This window comes from Saccharopolyspora sp. NPDC045941 (genome assembly GCF_056431445.1).
On the sequence record NZ_JBWKKU010000069.1, the window covers coordinates 34,199 to 51,977 of the forward strand.

Genomic DNA, 17,779 nt, shown 5'->3' on the forward strand with positions numbered 1-17,779 from the left:
CGGGCGGGCCGCTATTCCGGCCGTGGGGCGGGCTTGGGCTCGGGACGCTTGCGCGGGCTGCGCCGCTTGGCTGCGAGGTCGGGCGACGCCTCGACCGGGGCAGCGGGTTCCGGGGCTCCCGTCGCGGGTGCCGTGCCGGGCGGGAACGGCCCGGGTGGCGGCGGCTCGGGCGGATCCGGCGGCTTTGGCCCGGAGACGGCCGGCGGTCCCGGCGGGTCGGCCGGTTTCGCGCCGTGCCGGATCGGCCGCGCGACGCGCACGATCTCCTGCAGGTGGTCGTGCAGCTCGTCGACCGCGCGCTGCACCCGGGAGCTGAAGAATCCCGGCGGCAGCGTCGCCCGGTAGTTGCCCGGCACGTCCTGCTCGTCGCCGTCGCCGCGCCGCGGCAGGTTGCCGACGAGCCGCTCCAGCCGCTCCGCGACCTGCAGGAACGCGCTGTCCACGCCGTCCTTGCCCGCGACCTCGATCAGCTTGCGGCCCTCGAAGCAGGTGAACTCGTACGTCCAGCGCAACAACCCGCCGAGCGACATCGAGCCGCCGTCCGGATCGGGGATGCGCAGCACCTCGCGGTCGCCGCGGTGAATGCTCACCGAGCTCAGCGCCGCGACCAGTTCCTCGGTCTGCACCGCGGCGGCCGACATCAGCTGCGACAGCGCCACGACGGCCGGGCCGAAGAACGGCGCACGCCCGGTTTCCGGCTGCGCGAACGGGTCGATCCGGCCGCGGGCGTCCAGCCAGCCGCGGTACAGCGACAGCACCCAGTCGACCAGCGTGATGAACGAGGTCTGGATCCGCTCCTCTTCGATGGTGTTGACCAGCCCGCCGATCAGCCCGAACTCGTCGCGCAGCTCGCCGAGGTGCCCGCGCACCAGGTCCGGGTCCACCGCGGATTCCCCAGCAGCAGCAAGAAGAGCTGGTCCACGCGCGGCACCCGCAGCAGCGGGCTCTCCAGCTCCTTGCGGATCTCCTCCAGCTCGTGGCGCACCAGGCTGCGGAAGCCCTCGCCGTTCTCCGGATCCACGCCCGGCCGCAGCGGCTTCAGCGAGTCGAGCAGCGCGGTCGCGTCCTTGATCGCGCTGCGCGCCCGCGCGGCCAGCGACGCCTGCCCGCCGGTGACCGCGCCCAGGTCGGCCTGGATGGCGTAGCCGCGCGGCGTCCAGTTCGCCTCGGTGTGCCCCTCGACGCGCTTGAGCTCGAAGCTCCCGGTCAGCGCGGCGGCGAAGCCCTTGGTGTCGCCGTTGCGCCACTTCCACCCGAGCACGTCGCTGATCGCCTTGCTCGCGATGTCGCCGGGACGCTCGCAGCACGGCGATTCGTGCCGGGTGACCAGCGGATACGCGCTGTCGATATCGTGGGCTGGCGGCAGCTGGGCGCCCCGATCCCCATTGACACCGCCCCCGCCTCCGTTGACGCGGTCGTCGTAGATGGTCATCGCCTGCCCTCGCAGTTCCCCTCGATGCCGAACCGCACCGCGAGTTCGGCTGCCTCGCGCCAGCACCGCAACATGGTGTTCTCCGTGCTGCGCAACGAATCCACGCATCCGTCCACACCGGACCGGATGCTGTGCGCCCAACCGAGCCACTGCGGGCCTCGCCCGCGCACGGCGCGCATGAGCTCGGCGGCCGCGTGGTGGCACCGGAACTCGTCGTCGAGCCGCCGCTGCGTCTGCCGCAGCGCCAACGCCGTGGTGTGCAGGGCCTCGCCGTCCGGCCGGCCGCGGACCGCGACCAGCGCCGGTTGCAGCTCGGCGCTGCCGTCGGTGACGACCTCGGCGAGCCGGTCCGACATGGCTGGGCTCTCGCCGCTGGGGCGGTCCTCGATCACGCTGAACTCCAGCGCCCGCCACGCGGCCGCGAGTTGCCGGAGTTCCCGCGCCAGCACCGGGAATTCGTCGCGCAAGGTCACCGCGCTCGCCTCCCCAGTTCTTCCATGAAGAACCGCACCAGCCGCTGCGGCGGTGCCATCCGCTGTCCGAGCGCGTAACGGACGGCGCCGATCAGGAACCGCTCCGGCACCACGCCGGGCGACACGCCGTCGGCCAGCCGCCCGGCGGCTTCCTCGATCATCCACTGCTCCTTGGGCTCGAACCGCTCCACCTTCGCCAGGCTCCGGTTGCCCAGCGACGGGAACGAGGTGAAGCACATCGCGTCCACCACCGCCGGGATCGCCCGGTCCGCGGTCGCCAGCAGCGCCGGCGGCGCGTCGATGAGCTTCGGCCGCGGGTACAGGGCGTGCCAGGCGCGCTCGTACTCCTCGGCGCGGCGCGGGAAACCCATCCGCCGCAGCAACTCGGTGGACAGCTTTCCCCGCAGGTAGGGCACCGGGTGCACGGCCCGGCGGGCGAACCGCATCGACTTCGCCGGCGTCCGGCCGATCACGTCGAACAGCGATCCCACGATCTCCGGGCCGCCCAGCAGCAGCGCGGACATGTCGGCGAAGGTCTCCCGGTTCCACCGCACCCAGATCGACACCACCGCCTTCGGCACCCCGGTCTCGGTGAGCCGCGCCGCGACCTGCAGCGGGATCGCCCGCGCCAGCCCGAGGTCGTTCTGCAGGTTGTGGCTGACCTCGTGCAGCACCGCGCCGAGCGTCCACGGGTTGACCAGCCGGTGGAACGGCAGCTGGATCAGCGGGAACGGGTTGACCCGGTTGCTGATCCGCCGCAGCGGGATGCCGCGCCGCGACGTCGCCGGGCCGTGGCTGGGTTCCAGGTAGCAGAACGGCGGCGGTGTCGGGATCGAGCGCCAGCGCCCGATCCCCAGGTAGGCGTACTGGTAGCAGTCCAGGGCTATGCGGTCGGCCGCCACCAGCCACGGCGCGAACCGGCTCTGCCGCTGGTTGAACAGCTCCAGGTAGAAGTCCCAGATCCGCTCGGTCTCCTTCACCCAGCGCTGCGCCCGCGTCTTCGTGCGCAGCACCTCCTGCAGCCGTTGCGGGCTCGGGTGCGCGAACGCGGCCTCGGCGGCGCGGTGGGCGTCCCGGGTCGCCGAGTTGAGTGATCCGCGCAGCGTGTTCATGGTGTCGTTGACCGCGACCAGGTGAGCGCGGCTCGGCCCGGTCGCCGGATCGCCGAACTCCGTCCAGCTGAACGGGCGCAGCGCGTCGAGATGCCGCTCCACGTTCGTCGCCTGGGTGCGCACCCAGTGGCGGAGTTCCCGGTTCGACGCGGATGTCCGCTGCGGCGCCGGCCGCGAGCGAGACGCGGCCGGCCGCAGCTCAGCCGCGGTGCCCATTGGTTCTGCCGCCCTGCACATCGCGGCGTGCGGCTGCGATCAGCTGCGCCCTGCGCCGATCGCTCCCGGGTCGGTAGCCGTTCCGCCGGGGCGGACGCATGCGGGGCTCGTCTTCGGGGTATTCGAAGAGGCTGCTCGCGAAGTCGCCGATCCCCCTGGCCGCCAAGCTGCCGATGCTGCCGAGGAGCGCGCTGGACACCGCGCCGGGCACGATCGAGAGCGGGCCCTGCTTCCGCCGCTTCCCGGTGTACCGCTTGGGACGTCCGGGGGTCCGCCGGGGCTTGATGCGGTGGCTCTGGGCTCGACGCCGCTTGCGCTGGACGCCGCTGCGGCGCGTGGTGTTCTTCCGGCGGCGGTTGACGGTGGCGTTCTTCGTGCGCCGGTGCGTCCCGGTGTACTTCTTCTTGGGGCCGGTCTGGGGCCTGGACTTGCGCTTGAGCCGCTGCGCGGCCTTCTTGACCAGCAACGGCATCTTGCGGATCTTGCGCCGGCCCTTGCCCTTCCAGAGCCTCCGGCCGATCTTGCCGATGCCACGCCGCAGTATCGGCGCCGCCTTGCGGATCACCGGTGCCAGCTTGGGCAGCCCGCGCGCGGCCAGGCCGATCAGCGGGGCGAGGAAACCCTCGACCTCGTCCTCGGTCTCCGCCTGCTCGGCCTGGAACGCGAGGTTGGCCATCAGCTCGGCGTCGGGGTAGACCCGGCGCGCCGGGTTGGAAAAGCCCTCGTCCTCGTATTCCGCCTCGAACTCGAACTCGTCCTCCAGCTCGCGGACGAGCGCCTCGAACTCCTCCTCGTACTCGTCTTCGTCCTCGTACTCGTCCTCGTCTTCGAGCTCGTCCTCCAGCTCTTGGACCAGGGCTTCGAGCTCGTCCTCGAACTCGGCGTCGAACTCGTCCTCCAGCTCGGCCTCGAGTTCGTCCTCATCCTCGTCTTCGTCTTCGAACTCGTAGAAGTCCTCGTCCTCGAACTCGTCCTCGTCCTCCAGCTCCCGGACGAGGCCTTCGAGCTCGTCCTCGAACTCGAACTCGTCCTCCAGTTCGCCGGCCAGCTCGTCCTCCAGCTCGCCGTCGACGGCCCGGTAGCGACTCATGGCGGATCCTCCTGTCCTGCACCGCGTCCGGCGGCTCTTTCGTCAAGCCGGCCATCGGTGAGCGCGTGCGAACAGTCCAGGGCAACCGGCATTCGGGTGGTAGTCACACGTTCATGTGCCAGCTGTCCGCCCTAGATGATCCGGGTGTCACACGAATCGACGATGCGCGAACAGACGATGTTGGTTTTGCTGGTATGCGCCGCGGCGGAGGCCGTGACCGGCTCGCGAAGGGGGAAGCGGGCCGTTGGCGGGGGTGGCGCGAACCGCCGATCCGCACCCGGGACTGGGGAGGCCGGTACATGCCGAACGACTCGATCGCCACATCCGTTCCGCACGCCCGCAGAGGACTTCCCGAGCCGGAACCGCCGTGGCGAGACCGCGCCGTCGACCTCGGCTCGGACGAGCTGGTGCAGCACCTGGTGCAGGCCCTGGTGCGCCGGGTCGGCGAGCTCGCCGGACCGCACCGGGTGGCCCGGAAACCCTTGCTCGACATGACGGAACTCGGCATGCGGTGCCTGCTCGTGCCGGTCGCGCCGAAGGTCGACGAGGTGCTCAGCCCGCGCGAGCGCGAGATCGCGCGGATGGTGGGGCTCGGCTACACCAACCGGTCGATCGCGGCGGTGCTGGAGATCAGCCTGTACACGGTTTCCGCCCACATGAGACGAATCTTCACCAAGCTCGACGTCGGCTCGCGCGCCGCGATGGTAGCCGCGCTCTCCGACAACCCCGACCTCTACGTCGCGGAATAGCGAAAAATCGCGCAGGAATCCGCTTTTTGCTCCGAATGCGTCCGTTCGGGTGATCAAGCGCGCCTAGGCTCGTGATCGTTCAACGGTTCATCACGAGGAGAACCTGTGCTCAAACGCCCGTTACTAGTCGCGGCATCGGCCGCGCTCATGCTCTCGTCCCTCGCCGGCGCGCAAACCGCGTTCGCGGGGCCGACCGGTCCCACCTGGGAACCATGTGGCGACCGGCAGGGGGAGTGCACCACCGTCGAGGTGCCGATCGACTGGAACAACCCGGACGGCGCGAAGACGAACATCGTGATCGGCCGGTTGGCCGCGACCGAGCCGCAGAACCGGATCGGCGTCCTGTTCGTGGCACCGGGCGGTCCGGGCGGTTCCGGCATCGACAGCTACATCGAAGGCGCGAACAAGCTGCAGGACGGCGAGCTGCGCAAGCGGTTCGACATCGTCAGCTGGGACCAGCGCGGCGTGAAGCGCAGCAACGAGGTCCGGTGCAGCAGCGACCTGCTCGCACAAGCACCCAAGGACTTCCCTGCGAACGAGCAGGATTACCAGGACCTGCTGGCGTACAACGCGAAGCTGGGTGAGGACTGCCGCAAGAACACCGGGCCGGTGTTCGACTTCGTCGACACCACCAGCGCCATCCGCGACCTGGACGCCATCCGCGCCGCGCTCGGCGAGGAGCAGCTGAGCTTCTACGGCGCGTCGTACGGCACGCAGGTCGGGCAGCAGTACGCGGAGCTGTTCCCGAACCGGGTCCGGGCGATGACGATCGACTCGAACATGGACCACAGCATGAAGTCCGGCGGCCGGTACATCGAAACGGCCAGCGAAGACCTGGAAGGCTCGTTCAACACCTTCGCCGACTGGTGCGAGCGGACCGCGAACTGCTCGCTGTACGGCCAAGACGTCCGCGCGATGTGGGATGGCGTGCACGCCAAGGCCGAAGCCGGAACCCTGATGGACCCGGCGACCGGCACCGCGCTGAGCGCGAGCTCGCTGCGCAGCGAGCTGATGAACGCCATGTACCGGCCGGAGGAGTATTGGTACGGGCTGGCGGACCGGATGAAGGCGCTGTCCGAAGGCAACCCGGCGGTCAGCGCGCTGGCCGCGCCGGCGGAGCTGGTGCAGAACTCCTACCAGGCCATTTGGTGCGATGACTGGAGCTGGAAGGTCCGCGACTTCGCGGAGCTGCAGCGCTACCGGGAGCAGGCGGAGAAGGTCGCGCCGCACACCAAGCTGTCGCCGTTCTGGAGCGACGTGACGTCGTGCCTGGGCTGGCCCGCGGAGGTCAGCAACCCGCAGCACGAGCTGTCGATCAACGGCGCGCCGCCGATCCTGATCGTGAAGGGCAAGTACGACGTGGCGACGCCGACGGCCTGGAACCTCGCGGTGGCGGACCAGATCGACAACTCGGTCCTGCTGGAGCACGACGGCATCGGCCACGGCCAGTACTACCGCAACGACTGCATCGCGGGCCACGTCGAGAAGTACCTGACGACGCTGGAAACCCCGGCCCCGGGCACGCATTGCGAGGCCGTCTACCCGACGGAACCGCCGGTGGCCGCGACTTCGGCGGGCGGCCCGTCCGTCCGTCCGGTCCACGCTGCCTGATCTGACGCATTTCCACTCGTGAGCGGTGGGGGTCGTGCCAGCGACCATTACCGCTCACGAGTTTCCCGGCGCCCTAAGCCGAGTAGCGTGGTCGAGGGCGTCGCACTCTTGGCGGGGCAACCAGATGGGGAGGTTTCGTTGTTTCAGTTGCCTCGGGCGTTGTTGTGGGATCACAACGCGCACTTCCACCCGTGGTTGTTGCGGCAGGTCCCGCAGCGGTGTTCGCGGGTGCTCGACGTCGGGTGCGGGACCGGCGCATTGGTCCGACGGCTCGTCGAGCGCGCGGACTTCGTTGACGGCCTGGACGTTTCGGCTGAGATGATCGACCAGGCATCGGCCAGGACGTCCGCGACGAACGTGCGGTGGCTGCGCGGCGACGTGCTGGATGCCGACCTGCATCCCGAGGGCTACGACGCGGTGACGGCCGTGTCGAGCCTGCACCACATGCCGCTGCGCCCCGGCCTGGCCCGGCTCGCTTCGCTGCTCCGTCCCGGCGGAGTCCTCGCCGTCATCGGTCTCTACCGGGAGGAGTCCGCGGCCGACTTCGCCATGGCGGCAGCCAGCTTCCCCGCGAACGCCGCCGTCGGCGCGTACCTGGCCACGCGCGGCCGCGCGGGTAAACCGCACGACGAAGGCATGCCGGTCCAGGATGCGAATGCGACCTTCGCCGAAATTCGCGACGCGGCGGGGGAAATCCTCCCCGGGGCCCAGGTGCGACGCCATCTTTTCTGGCGTCATTCCCTGCTGTGGCGCAAGCCCGGCGGTCGGTGATCGCCGCAGCTCGCGGCTGCCGTTGTCGTGTGCGGACGGTGTCCAGGCACGGTCGTGAGTGTTGAAGCCGGTTCTTACCGGCTTCAACACTCACGACATCTGATCAGGCGCTCTGCCGCAGCGCGGAGAGAAACCCGGCCCACTGGACCCGGCTGAAGGTGAGGGTGCCGCCGGTGCGGTCCTTGGTGTCGCGGACCCCGACCACTCCCGGAGTCACCGCCACCTCGACGCATGACGAGTTGTTCGCGCTGCGACTGGACTTGCGCCAGTCTGCTCGCGCTAAGACAGATGACCGATCGTGCTGCATGCAGTCACCTTACGGTGCTGTCACAAGCGCTTGTAGGCATCGCGGATTCGCTTCAAGGTGTCTTCCCTGCTGAGGGCGCACTTCGTGGCCTCGGTGTGCGCCAGGCTGTACTCGCGAACTGTGATCGGATCGAAGATCAGCTGTGTGGACGTCACGGTTTCTTGCCACAAGAGGGTTGGCAGCTGGCCACTTGGAAACGTCATCAAGTAGAAGCTCGATCCGCCCATCGCGTGGTGTCCGGTGGCTTCGAACGGGACGACCCGCAAGACGAGCGTTTCCCATAGGGTCTCGATCGATTTCTCCAGATCCTTTAGCTGTTCTGCAAGAACCTCTGGTCCGCCGATCTGCTGGTACAGCGCGGCTTCGCTCATGATTGAGACGAACTGGAGCGGCGAATCGCTGGTAAGGCGCTGTTGACGGGTGAGCCTTGCGTTGACGCGTCGATCGACTTCTGCGAGCCGAACGTTCGGGCTACCGGCCTCGGTGATAGCGCGCGCATAGGCTTCCGTCTGAAGCAACCCATTGATCAAGTCGCTGTCGTAGGTGTGCAGGCTCTCGGCTCCGTGTTCGAAGCCGAAGAACCGGAGCATGTCGGTGTTGAAGATCGCGGTGTACTTGTTCCACCAGCCGCGACGCGTCGCTTGTTCGCGCAGGCTACGGATCTCTTCCGCCTCGTCTGCAGGGAACTCGTAGACGCTGAGCAAGATCTCCAGCCGGTCCGCCGAGAGGTTCTTCTTCCCGCGCTCGACGTCGGACAGATACGCCGCTGCGATGCCGATCTTCTTCGCGGCGACAGCACCGCTGAGTCCGGCTTCTTCTCGCTTGTCGCGCACTCGCAGGCCGAGTGACCACGCCGCAACGGTTGGGGAGACCGGTGCCATGTTGCTCCTTCTGTGCGTTCCCTACGCACGAGATCAAACTCGTTTGGTTGATGCAGCTATGTAATTAACAAGGCGTGCCATACGGTCGAGACAGGCGGTAACGATAGCAATACGGACTGTTACTGTTCGATGGTGGCTCCGGTCTCGCCCCCTCCCCGACCCCGGGCCGGGGCCACCGCCTCTCCGGCAACGGTTGGGAGGCAACGTGTTCGAGCTGTTCCAGCAGCGGGGCTTGGTCGCCTACTGGCGGCCTTTCGGCGGCATCCGGCACGGCCTGTACCCGGACCGGCCGCCGCAGCCCGGTCAATGGCGGGAAACCCTGTGCGGGATGGCCTTGACCGTCGGCGAGCCCACCGAGGTCGAATGGCTCGCACCCACCTGCGAATCCTGTTGGGACGAAGCGCGATCCCGCCGCGATGCGCAAGCCGGCGAGGAGAATGCGTCGTGATTCTCCTGAATCTGATCCAGAATCCGGTCGGATACCTCGCGGTGCTCGGAGCTTTCGCCGTCGTGGCAGGAGCTCTCGCGGTGATGCCGATACGCGGCGGCACCGGCCAGCACGCCGGTGCCGGGCCGGGCGCGGTGATGGTGTGGCAGCTCAGCGAGGCGCTGGAAGCCGAACGCACCGCCCGCATCGCGAGCCCGCGAATCCCCGCAATTTCCATTGAAGTTGCGGACGAGCCTCACGGCCCGGCGAGTCTCCCCGGAACCGTGAACCATGCCCATGACCCCACGAATCCCATTGAAACTGCGGACGATCCGCCGGAGGAGGAGATCCGGTGGCCGGAGGAGCCGGTGGCGGAGTACGTCGGCCGCCACCGGCTCTGGTGGGACATCGACGAGCACCCCCAGCTGCCCATCGACATCTGGCTGGGGCCAGGTTTCCGCTGGCCAGGGTCCGTGAGTGGTTTGGGGTGCTATAGCGCCCCAAACCACTCACGGACACCTAGTGCCGGAAGGGGCCGCTGATCTCGTAGGTGTAGCCGTCGGAGAACTCGCCGGACGGGCCGTACTGCGAGGAGAAGTACATCCGGTCGCCGGCCGGGTTGAACGCCGGGCCGGTCAGGCTGGACGAATCCTGGCCGGTCATCCGCAGCATCGGGGCCACCACGTCGTCCGGGGTGATGATGCAGATCTCCAGGTTGTCGCCGTCTTCGGCGACGTACAGGTCGCCGAAGGAGCTGCCGGTGAGGTTGTCGACGGCGCCCAGGCTGCCGCCGCCGTCGTAGGCGAGCCCGAAGGTGTCGTCGGCGACGTTGAACTGCCACACCCGGCTGTCGCCCGTGGTGGTGAACCAGCACCTGTCGGCGGCGTAGTAGCAGCCCTCGCCGCCGTCGAAGTGCTTCGCATCGGTGACCTGTTCGCGCGTCGGGGTGTCACCTTCGGAAGGCGTCGGCTCCGGAACCTCCACCCACGACGCCTTGCCCGACGTCCCATCCCCGGCGACCAAGACCTCCAGCAACCCGCCCGCGCCCAGGTCGCCCCAGTTGGTCGGCCGGAACCGGTAGAAGCAGCCGTCCGGCTCGTCCTCGGTCAGGTAGATCACCTTCCGGGCCGGGTCGCAGGCCGCAGCCTCGTGGTTGAAGCTACCCATCGCATCCCGCCGCACCGCCTCCTTGACGCCCCAGGGGTCGGTCTCGAACACGTACCCGTAGCTGACCTCTTCGCAGGAAAGCCAGGTGTTCCAAGGGGTTGCGCCGCCCGAGCAGTTGCGCCGCGTGTCCTCCAGGATCCGGTAGGCGTCGGTGACGTTCCCGCCGGAGTCGAACTTGATCGCCCCGACGCCGCCGCCCGGCTCGACTTCGGAGTTGGACACGTAGATCCAGCCGTCGCCGTCGACGAAGCAAGCGCCGCCGTCGGGCGCGTCGTGCCAGGTGTAGGAGGTGCCCTTCACCTTGTCGCTGGAGTGCGCGACGACGCGGCTGGTGAATCCCTTGGGCAGTTCGAGCCCGTTGTCATCAGCGGGAAGCAGTGGCCCGTAAGGGCTTTCGGCGATCCGCCGGACGGGCCCGCCCACGGCGGCCCCGGTCCACAACCCGCCGGTGAAGGCCGCAACACCGCCACCGATCACGGCAGCACGGAGAAAAGAACGACGCCGCACAACGACTCCCTTCAACGACCGTCGGCGGCGGACCCCCATCGTGTCGGAACCGATCGGGCGCCAACTACCGCTGTTCGGGGGCAAATCCGCGACCTTGTGGCTCACCGGCCGGTCATCCCGCCGACCGCGGGATGACCGGCCGCGGGTCAGTGGCGGAACGGGCCGGTGATCTCGTAGGTGATGCCGCCGGAGGAGGAGCCTGATGTGCCGCGCTGCGAGGAGAAGTACAGCCGGTCACCGGCCGGATTGAACGCGGGCCCGCACAGCTCGGATTCGTCCTGGCCGTTCACCCGGACCACCGGCGCCACCACGTCGTCGGGCGTGATGATGCAGATCTCCATGTTGTCGCCGTCCTCGGCCACGTAGAGATCGCCGGACGAAGTGCCGGTCACGTTGTCGACGCCGCCGAGTTCGCCGCCGCCGTCGTAGGCGAGTTCGAAGGTGTCGTCGGCGGCGTTGAACTGCCAGACCTGGTTCTCGCCCTTGGCCGTGAACCAGCACTTGTCGGAGGCGTAGTAGCAGCCTTCGCCGCCGTCGAAGTGCTTCGCGTCGGAGACCTGCTCGCGGGTCGGGGTGTCGCCGTCGTCGGGCATCGGCGTGGGAACCTCCGCCCAGGTGGCCTTGCCCGCGGTCTCCGGCCCGGCGACCAGCACTTCCAGCAGCCCACCGGCACCGAGGTCGCCCCAGTTGTCCGGGCGGAACCGGTAGAAGCAGCCGTCGGGTTCGTCCTCGGTCAGGTAGATGACCTTGCGCGCCGGGTCGCAGGCCGCGGCCTCGTGGTTGAACTTGCCCATCGCGTCCCGCCGCACCGCTTCCTTCGCGCCCCAGGGGTCGGTCTCGAACACATACCCGTAGCCGACTTCCTCGCAGGAGAGCCAGGTGTTCCACGGTGTCGCCCCACCGGCGCAGTTGCGCCGCGTGTCGTCCAGGATGCGGTAGGCGTCGGCGATGCCGCCGCCGGAGTCGAACCGGACCGCGCCGACGCCGCCGCCCGGCTCGATCTCGGAGTTGGACACGTAGATCCAGCCGTCGCCGTCGACGAAGCAAGCGCCGCCGTCGGGCGCGTCGTGCCAGGTGTAGGACGTGCCCTCGACGCTCTCACCGGACCGCGCGATGATGCGGCTGGCGAACCCTTCGGGCAGTTCGATCCCGTTGTCATCGGCCGGAAGTAGCGGCCCGTAAGGGCCCTCGGCCACCCGGCGGATCGGCCCGCCCACGGCGGCCCCGGTCCACAACCCGCCGGAGAAGGCGGCAACGCCGCCACCGATCACGGCAGCACGGAGAAAAGAACGACGCCGCACAACGACTCCCTTCAGTCCGTCGGCGGCGGACCCCCATCCTGCCGGAACTGGACGGGCGCCAACTACCGCCGTTCGGGCCCACCGGACCTGGTCCGGCAACTCCCCGCACGGCCCTCGTTCGGGTGACGCCCGGCAGTGTCTTGGGGCTTCCCGAACGGGGTAATCCCTGGTCGGCAGCCAGATGGAATTCGCGCGTCTTCCACTCGGAGGTGGTCAACGATGAAGGCAGTCGTGTACCAGGAGCCCTTCTCGGTCGCGATCAACGAGGTGGACCGGCCGACGATCCAGCACCCCAACGACGTGATCGTGCGGATCACCTCGACCGCGATCTGCGGCTCCGACCTGCACATGTACGAGGGCCGGACGGCCGCCGAACCGGGCATCGTGTTCGGTCACGAGAACATGGGCATCATCGAGGAGACCGGCTCCGGTGTCGCCAGCCTGAACCGCGGCGACCGGGTCGTGATGCCGTTCAACGTCGCCTGCGGTTTCTGCAAGAACTGCATGGCGGGCAACACCGGCTTCTGCCTGACCGTCAACCCCGGCTTCGCCGGCGGCGCCTACGGCTACGTCGCGATGGGGCCGTACACCGGCGGGCAGGCCGAGTACCTGAGGGTGCCGTTCGCCGACTTCAACTGCCTGAAGCTGCCGGCCGACGGCAGCCACGAGGCCGACTTCGTGCTGCTGGCCGACATCTTCCCGACCGGCTACCACGGCTGCGAGCTCGCGCAGGTCTCGCCGGGCGAGAGCGTCGTCGTGTACGGGGCGGGACCGGTCGGGCTGATGGCCGCCTACTCGGCGCTGCTGCGCGGTGCGGCGCGGGTGTTCTGCGTCGACCGGGTGCCGGAGCGGCTGGCCAAGGCGGAGGAGATCGGGGCGATCCCGATCGACTTCTCCGCGGGCGACCCGGTCGAGATGATCAAGGAGCAGACCGACGGCGAGGGCACCGACAAGGGCGTCGACGCGGTCGGCTACCAGGCGCAGGTGGGCGACGGCTCGAAGGAGGAGCCGGCCATCGTGCTGAACTCGCTGATCGAGACGGTGCGCCCGACCGGACGCCTGGGCGTGCCCGGCCTGTACGTGCCGTCCGATCCCGGCGGGCCCAACGAGGAGGCGAAGAAGGGGATGCTGCTCGTCTCGGTCGGCCGGATGTTCGAGAAGGGCCAGGTCATCGGCACCGGGCAGTGCAACGTGAAGCGCTACAACCGGCAGCTGCGCGACATGATCATCGCGGGCCGGGCCAAGCCCAGCTTCGTCGTCTCGCACGAGCTGTCCCTCACGGAGGCCCCGGACGCCTACCGGAAGTTCGACCAGCGGATCGAGGGATACACCAAGGTCGTCCTGCACCCGTGAGCTTCAGAGGTCGTGAGCGGCTGTGGTCGCCATGACGACCACAGCCGCTCACGACGCGGAGCCGCAGATGCCGGTGCGCAGCATGTCGAAGGCGCACTCGGCGGCTGCGACGGCCTCCGGGTGGAGCTCGTCGGGGGAGCGGCCGCCGGCGACCTGGCGGACGTTCTCCTCGGCGAGCACTCGGAGCGCCGTGACCACTTGGTGCGCCGCGATGCGGGTCGCGATGCCCGCGGGCGCGCCTTCTTCGACGAGCGCGTCCGCCAATGCCTCGGCCCTCCTCTCGGCGAAACCGAGCATGCGGGCCGACAGGCTCGGCGTGTCGTCGATCAACCGGTGGAGGCCCTGGACTTCCGGGCTGTCGTTCAGGCCGGTGATCGGATCGCGCGCGGCGAGCGCCGCCAAGTAGTGGCGCTGCAGCGCGGCCAGCGGGTCTTCGCCCGCCGCCCGGTCGCGGACGACGGCTGCCGCTTCGCCCTCGTGGTCGGCGATGCGGTGCAGCACCAGGTCTTCCTTGGCCGGGAAGTACTTGAACAGGGTCGGTTTCGACACCTCGGCCCGCGCGGCGACGTCGGCGCAGGACACCGCGTCGAAACCGGATTCGAGGAACATCGCGATCGCCGCGTCCGCGATCGCCGTGCGGGTCCGCTGCTTCTTCCGCTCCCGGAGTCCGGCTCGTTCTGCCACGTCATCGAGGTTAGCACGGTCTCTAACTCGGTTAATTTTCTAACTGAGTTAATCTTTCTGCTCCGGAACCGATTGGAGTACGAGAATGCGCATCGGCGTAGCCCTGCCCACCGACCACACCTCGCTCTCCGGCGAGGCGAACTCCGCGGACGCCTTCATCGACCAGGTGAAAGAGCTCGCCACTGCCGGGCTGACGTCGGCCTGGTTCACCCAGCGGTTCGACCACGACGCGATCACGGTGGCCGCGCTCGCCGCGCGCGAAGTCCCGGGCATCGACGTCGGCACCGCGGTCGTGCCGATCTACCCGCGGCACCCGATCGCCCTCTCGATGCAGGCCCAGACGGCGCAGGCCGCCGGTCACGGACGCTTCACGCTCGGGGTCGGGTTGTCGATCAAGTCGTTCGTCGAGCAGACCTACGGGATCGCCCCGCATCCCAGGATTCGCCACCTGCGCGAATACCTCGCGGCGTTGCGCGAGCTGCTCGAATCGGGCTCGGTGGACCTGAGCGGGGAAACGCTGGTCGCCAGGACGACGCTCCCCGCGAGCGTGCCCGGAGCCCGGCCCCGAGTGCCGGTGCTGGTGGCGGCGGCCGGTGATCTGACCCTGCGCGCCGCGGCCGAACTCGCCGACGGCGCGCTGCCGATCCTGTCCGGGCCGCGGACGCTGGCCGAGTACACCGTTCCCACCATCCGCCGCTACGCCGAAGCCGCCGGGCGGCCGGAGCCCAGGATCGCCGTGATCGTCTCCGGCGTGGTGACCTCCGACGTGGCGGGCGCCCGGGCTCGCGCCGAGACGAACATGGCCTACTACGGGACCATCCCGTCCTACCGCGCGGCGCTGGACCGCGAGGGGATCGACAACCCCGCCGACCTGGTCGCGATCGGGGACGAGGAGTCGATCGCGAAGCAGGTGGCCGCGTACTTCGAGGCGGGCGCGACCGAGCTCATCTACACCCAGACCGCGATCGGTTCCGCGGCCGACGAGCGCCGGACCTGGAAACTCCTCGGCGAGCTGGCCGCGCACCACGCTCCGAGCCAACGGCGGGTGTGCAGTTTCAATTGAAACTGCACACCCGCGCGGAGTTCAGCGGTCGAGGATGGTGCGAAGCGCCTTCTCCAGGTCGGCGGCGGTGCCGGGACCCCGGCTGCGCCAGGCGATGAAGCGGTCCGGGCGGACCAGCACCGCCCCGTCCGCGCCGACGCCGTACGGCCCGGTCCAGTCGCCGGTCACCTCGCCGCCGATCAGCTGCGGTTCCAGCCGGACCCCCAGCGCGGTGGCGACCTCCTCGGCGGCCCCGGCCCACGCTTCCGATCCGGTCAGCAGTACGAAACCCCGGCCGAACAGGTCGACCGTGGACACCTCTTCGTCCGAAGTGGACAGTCGAACGTGGGGGGCGCGCGACCCCGGGCGGCCCGTCGGGCTGGTCGCGTCCTCCAGGAGCTCGCCCTCGTCGCCGGGTTCCCGGACGACCGCGCCGTTGTGCCGGTACCCGAACAGCAGCACGGCCGGGTCCTCGATCGGCGGCGCGTCGCCGTCCCGGGCCAGGTCGGGCCGGTTGCGCACGATGGCGTTCCGGAACTGGTTCTCCGCGATCAGCTCGCCCACCGGCCGCCGCTCCGCGTCGTGGCTGCCTAGCAGTCCTGGTCCGGCCTCGCCGCGGAGCACCGCCGCGAGCTTCCACGCCAGGTAGAAGCCGTCCATCACGGCGGTGTTGCCGCCCATCCCGCCGTGCGGCGGCATGGTGTGCGCGGCGTCGCCGACCAGGTGCACCCGGCCGGCGCTGAACCGGTCGGCCACCTGCATGGTCGTCACCGTGCTGTCCGTCGCCAGGATCTCGACGTCGAGCTCGGGCACGCCGGTGGCCAGCCGGATCTGCGCCAGGCTGCGCTCCTCGGTGAAGTCCGCCGGCTCCTCGTGTGCCGGGTCGTAGCCGACGCCGACCACGAACTGGTCCGGGTGATCGGTGCTGACCACCACGCCGTTGCCGCCGGAGAGCTCAGGGTTCTGCAGGTAGTACATGACCAGGCGGTCGCCGACGACGGCCGACAGGTCGGCGCGGACCAGCCAGTGGATCGAGTGCCCGAGGGTGCCCCGGCCGTGGGTGCCGATGCCGAGCCGCTCGCGGATCGGGCTGCGGTGGCCGTCGGCGGCGACCAGGTAGTCGGCGTGCACCTCGCGGGTTCCGGTGGCGTCGGTGAGCACCGCGCGGACGCCGTTCTCGTCCTGCTCGAAGGAATCCAGCCGGGTGGAGAAGCGGATCTCGGCGCCCAGTTCGCGGGCGCGCTCGGCCAGGATGCGCTCCGCGCTCGCCTGGCTGGCGTCGGCCGATCCCGCCGGCGTCAGGTGGTCCAGCGACAGGAAGGTGTCGTGCAGGATCTCGCGGAACACCGGGCCGCTCGCGCTTTGCGCTATGCGCAGCAGGAATCCCTGGCTCTTGGGCGACGCGTCGAGCATGGCGGGTTCGAGGCCGACGAGGCGGAGCGCCTCCATCACGTGGTTCTGCTGGCCTCGCGCCTTCGGGTGGGTGGAGGTGCCCGGGTGGCGCTCCACCACCAGCGACGGCGTGCCGTGCAGGCCCAGGAAAACGGCGGTCGACAGGCCGGACAGCCCGGCGCCGACGATCAGGACTGGAGTTCGTTCGGACATCGGTGACCCCTCTTGCGAACAGTGTTCGTAACTTACGAACGATGTTCTACTCGCGAACGGTGTTCGAGTCAAGTACGGTGTTCGAAGCACCGATCGAGAAAGTGGTGAACGATGTCCCTGCCGGTTCCGCCCTGGCAGCAGCGCGCCGTGCGCGACCGGGCGGCGAAACGGCCGCTGAGCCTGGAGCTGATCGTGCGCACCGCGCTCGAACTGCTCGACAGCGAAGGCCTGGACGCCGTGAGCATGCGGAAGGTCGCGCAGCGGCTCGGCACCGGTGCGGCCTCGCTCTACGCCTACGTCCGCAACAAGGACGAGCTGCACGAACTGATGCTCGACCTCGTGATCGGCGAGATCCGGGTGCCGGAGCTCGACCCGGAGAAGTGGCAGGAGACGCTCAAGGACCTGATCCGCCAGCAGGTCGAGGTGCTCACGGCGCACCCGGGCATCGCGCAGGTCGTGATGCGCACCCCGGCGCCGGCCGGGCCGAACGCGCTGATCGTCTCCGAGGCGATGATGGCCGTCCTCCGCTCGGCCGGATTCTCCGACCGCGTGGTGGCGTTCTCCGTCGACACCCTCGCCCTGTTCGCCACGGCGGTCGCCATGGAGCGCAGCGCAGACTTCGGCCTCAGCGACGCGGAGCGGGGCGAGCGGATGGAGATGATCGGGCGGTACTTCGCGGAGCTCCCGGCGGACCGGTTCCCGACGATCGTCGCCCTCCTCCCGGCGCTGATGTCCGGCGAAGGCGACGAGCGCTTCGAGTTCGGCCTCGACATCCTCATCCGAGGCATCGCCGCCCACGCCACCGACTCGGTCTGACGCAATTTCAATGGAAATCGAACCTCTGATTTCCATTGAAATTGCGGAAGTTGTCCACATCCCCCGGTGTGTCGGGTCACGACGCACCGGCGACTGTGGACAACCCGCAATTTCCATTGAAATCGAACCTTCGATTTCATTGAGGCTTTTTCAACCTGGTTTGTGCAGGTTGGGTGGGTGTGGCGTGTCGGTGCGTGAAAAGTAGTGAAGCTCCTGGTAGCTGGATTGTCGACCA

The 17,779-nt window shown here is 69.1% G+C and carries 19 protein-coding genes; 8 read left to right on the plus strand and 11 right to left on the minus strand.

Annotated features, from left to right (window positions below; genetic code table 11):
- Positions 1-11: 11 nt before the first annotated feature.
- The 5 genes from AC07FN_RS37580 to AC07FN_RS37600 are packed head-to-tail and all read right to left on the minus strand — an operon-like array spanning position 12 to position 4,323.
- Positions 12-884 carry a hypothetical protein gene (locus AC07FN_RS37580; RefSeq protein WP_478399919.1) on the minus strand — a complete coding sequence of 291 codons (873 nt, stop codon included), beginning with the start codon at positions 882-884 and terminating at the stop codon, positions 12-14.
- A complete protein-coding gene (locus AC07FN_RS37585) occupies positions 827-1,432 on the minus strand; it encodes a hypothetical protein (protein ID WP_478399920.1) in 606 nt (201 codons plus the stop codon). Before AC07FN_RS37585 ends, AC07FN_RS37580 begins: the two co-directional genes overlap by 58 nt.
- Complete coding sequence (locus AC07FN_RS37590) at positions 1,429-1,905, minus strand: hypothetical protein (RefSeq protein WP_478399921.1); 477 nt, start codon at positions 1,903-1,905, stop codon at positions 1,429-1,431. Before AC07FN_RS37590 ends, AC07FN_RS37585 begins: the two co-directional genes overlap by 4 nt.
- Positions 1,902-3,233: a hypothetical protein gene (locus AC07FN_RS37595; protein ID WP_478399922.1), complete on the minus strand. Its 1,332-nt coding sequence runs from the start codon at positions 3,231-3,233 to the stop codon at positions 1,902-1,904. Before AC07FN_RS37595 ends, AC07FN_RS37590 begins: the two co-directional genes overlap by 4 nt.
- Entirely contained in the window at positions 3,217-4,323 is a 1,107-nt protein-coding gene (locus AC07FN_RS37600; protein ID WP_478399923.1) for a hypothetical protein, read from the minus strand. The genes AC07FN_RS37595 and AC07FN_RS37600 overlap by 17 nt, the downstream gene beginning before the upstream one ends.
- A 299-nt stretch (positions 4,324-4,622) precedes the next feature.
- On the opposite strand from AC07FN_RS37600, the gene AC07FN_RS37605 reads away from it, so the two are divergent.
- The 3 genes from AC07FN_RS37605 to AC07FN_RS37615 all read left to right on the plus strand — a co-directional run bounded on the left by AC07FN_RS37605 (position 4,623) and on the right by AC07FN_RS37615 (position 7,454).
- Positions 4,623-5,072 (plus strand): helix-turn-helix domain-containing protein, encoded by a 450-nt coding sequence (locus AC07FN_RS37605; protein ID WP_478399924.1) that lies wholly within the window; start codon positions 4,623-4,625, stop codon positions 5,070-5,072.
- Positions 5,073-5,219: 147 nt separating this feature from the next.
- On the plus strand, positions 5,220-6,683 hold the full coding sequence (locus AC07FN_RS37610; RefSeq protein WP_478399925.1) for an alpha/beta hydrolase: 1,464 nt from the start codon (positions 5,220-5,222) through the stop codon (positions 6,681-6,683).
- A gap of 138 nt (positions 6,684-6,821) precedes the next feature.
- Positions 6,822-7,454 carry a class I SAM-dependent methyltransferase gene (locus AC07FN_RS37615; protein ID WP_478399926.1) on the plus strand — a complete coding sequence of 211 codons (633 nt, stop codon included), beginning with the start codon at positions 6,822-6,824 and terminating at the stop codon, positions 7,452-7,454.
- 103 nt (positions 7,455-7,557) lie between these two features.
- On the opposite strand, the gene AC07FN_RS37620 is transcribed toward AC07FN_RS37615, so the two are convergent.
- Together AC07FN_RS37620 and AC07FN_RS37625 are read right to left on the minus strand one after the other, a co-directional pair.
- A complete protein-coding gene (locus tag AC07FN_RS37620; protein WP_478399927.1) occupies positions 7,558-7,761 on the minus strand; it encodes a DUF397 domain-containing protein in 204 nt (67 codons plus the stop codon).
- 20 nt (positions 7,762-7,781) lie between these two features.
- Entirely contained in the window at positions 7,782-8,642 is an 861-nt protein-coding gene (locus tag AC07FN_RS37625) for a helix-turn-helix domain-containing protein (RefSeq protein ID WP_478399928.1), read from the minus strand.
- Between the two features lie 205 nt (positions 8,643-8,847).
- Here AC07FN_RS37625 and AC07FN_RS37630 point away from each other — a divergent pair, with 205 nt between their 5' ends.
- Positions 8,848-9,090, plus strand: coding sequence for an HC3 family zinc finger protein (locus tag AC07FN_RS37630; protein WP_478399929.1), 243 nt, complete (start codon positions 8,848-8,850; stop codon positions 9,088-9,090).
- Positions 9,087-9,611: a hypothetical protein gene (locus AC07FN_RS37635; RefSeq protein WP_478399930.1), complete on the plus strand. Its 525-nt coding sequence runs from the start codon at positions 9,087-9,089 to the stop codon at positions 9,609-9,611. The genes AC07FN_RS37630 and AC07FN_RS37635 overlap by 4 nt, the downstream gene beginning before the upstream one ends.
- On the opposite strand, the gene AC07FN_RS37640 is transcribed toward AC07FN_RS37635, so the two are convergent.
- Complete coding sequence (locus tag AC07FN_RS37640; protein ID WP_478399931.1) at positions 9,589-10,743, minus strand: alkaline phosphatase PhoX; 1,155 nt, start codon at positions 10,741-10,743, stop codon at positions 9,589-9,591. The two genes, AC07FN_RS37635 and AC07FN_RS37640, sit on opposite strands and share 23 nt — an antisense overlap.
- A 146-nt stretch (positions 10,744-10,889) precedes the next feature.
- Positions 10,890-12,044, minus strand: a complete 1,155-nt coding sequence (locus tag AC07FN_RS37645; RefSeq protein ID WP_478399932.1) for an alkaline phosphatase PhoX — start codon at positions 12,042-12,044, stop codon at positions 10,890-10,892.
- A 219-nt stretch (positions 12,045-12,263) separates the two neighbouring features.
- Between AC07FN_RS37645 and AC07FN_RS37650 the strand changes: the two genes are divergently transcribed.
- Positions 12,264-13,397, plus strand: coding sequence for a glutathione-independent formaldehyde dehydrogenase (locus tag AC07FN_RS37650; protein ID WP_478399933.1), 1,134 nt, complete (start codon positions 12,264-12,266; stop codon positions 13,395-13,397).
- A 48-nt stretch (positions 13,398-13,445) separates the two neighbouring features.
- On the opposite strand, the gene AC07FN_RS37655 is transcribed toward AC07FN_RS37650, so the two are convergent.
- The gene (locus AC07FN_RS37655) at positions 13,446-14,081 is read right to left on the minus strand and encodes a TetR/AcrR family transcriptional regulator (RefSeq protein WP_478399934.1); all 636 of its coding nucleotides are present in this window, start codon (positions 14,079-14,081) and stop codon (positions 13,446-13,448) included.
- An 85-nt stretch (positions 14,082-14,166) separates the two neighbouring features.
- On the opposite strand from AC07FN_RS37655, the gene AC07FN_RS37660 reads away from it, so the two are divergent.
- Positions 14,167-15,144: a TIGR03564 family F420-dependent LLM class oxidoreductase gene (locus AC07FN_RS37660; protein ID WP_478399935.1), complete on the plus strand. Its 978-nt coding sequence runs from the start codon at positions 14,167-14,169 to the stop codon at positions 15,142-15,144.
- Between the two features lie 21 nt (positions 15,145-15,165).
- On the opposite strand, the gene AC07FN_RS37665 is transcribed toward AC07FN_RS37660, so the two are convergent.
- Positions 15,166-16,728, minus strand: coding sequence for an FAD-dependent monooxygenase (locus tag AC07FN_RS37665; RefSeq protein ID WP_478399936.1), 1,563 nt, complete (start codon positions 16,726-16,728; stop codon positions 15,166-15,168).
- Positions 16,729-16,839: 111 nt separating this feature from the next.
- Between AC07FN_RS37665 and AC07FN_RS37670 the strand changes: the two genes are divergently transcribed.
- Positions 16,840-17,544, plus strand: coding sequence for a TetR/AcrR family transcriptional regulator (locus AC07FN_RS37670; protein WP_478399937.1), 705 nt, complete (start codon positions 16,840-16,842; stop codon positions 17,542-17,544).
- Positions 17,545-17,779: the final 235 nt, after the last annotated feature.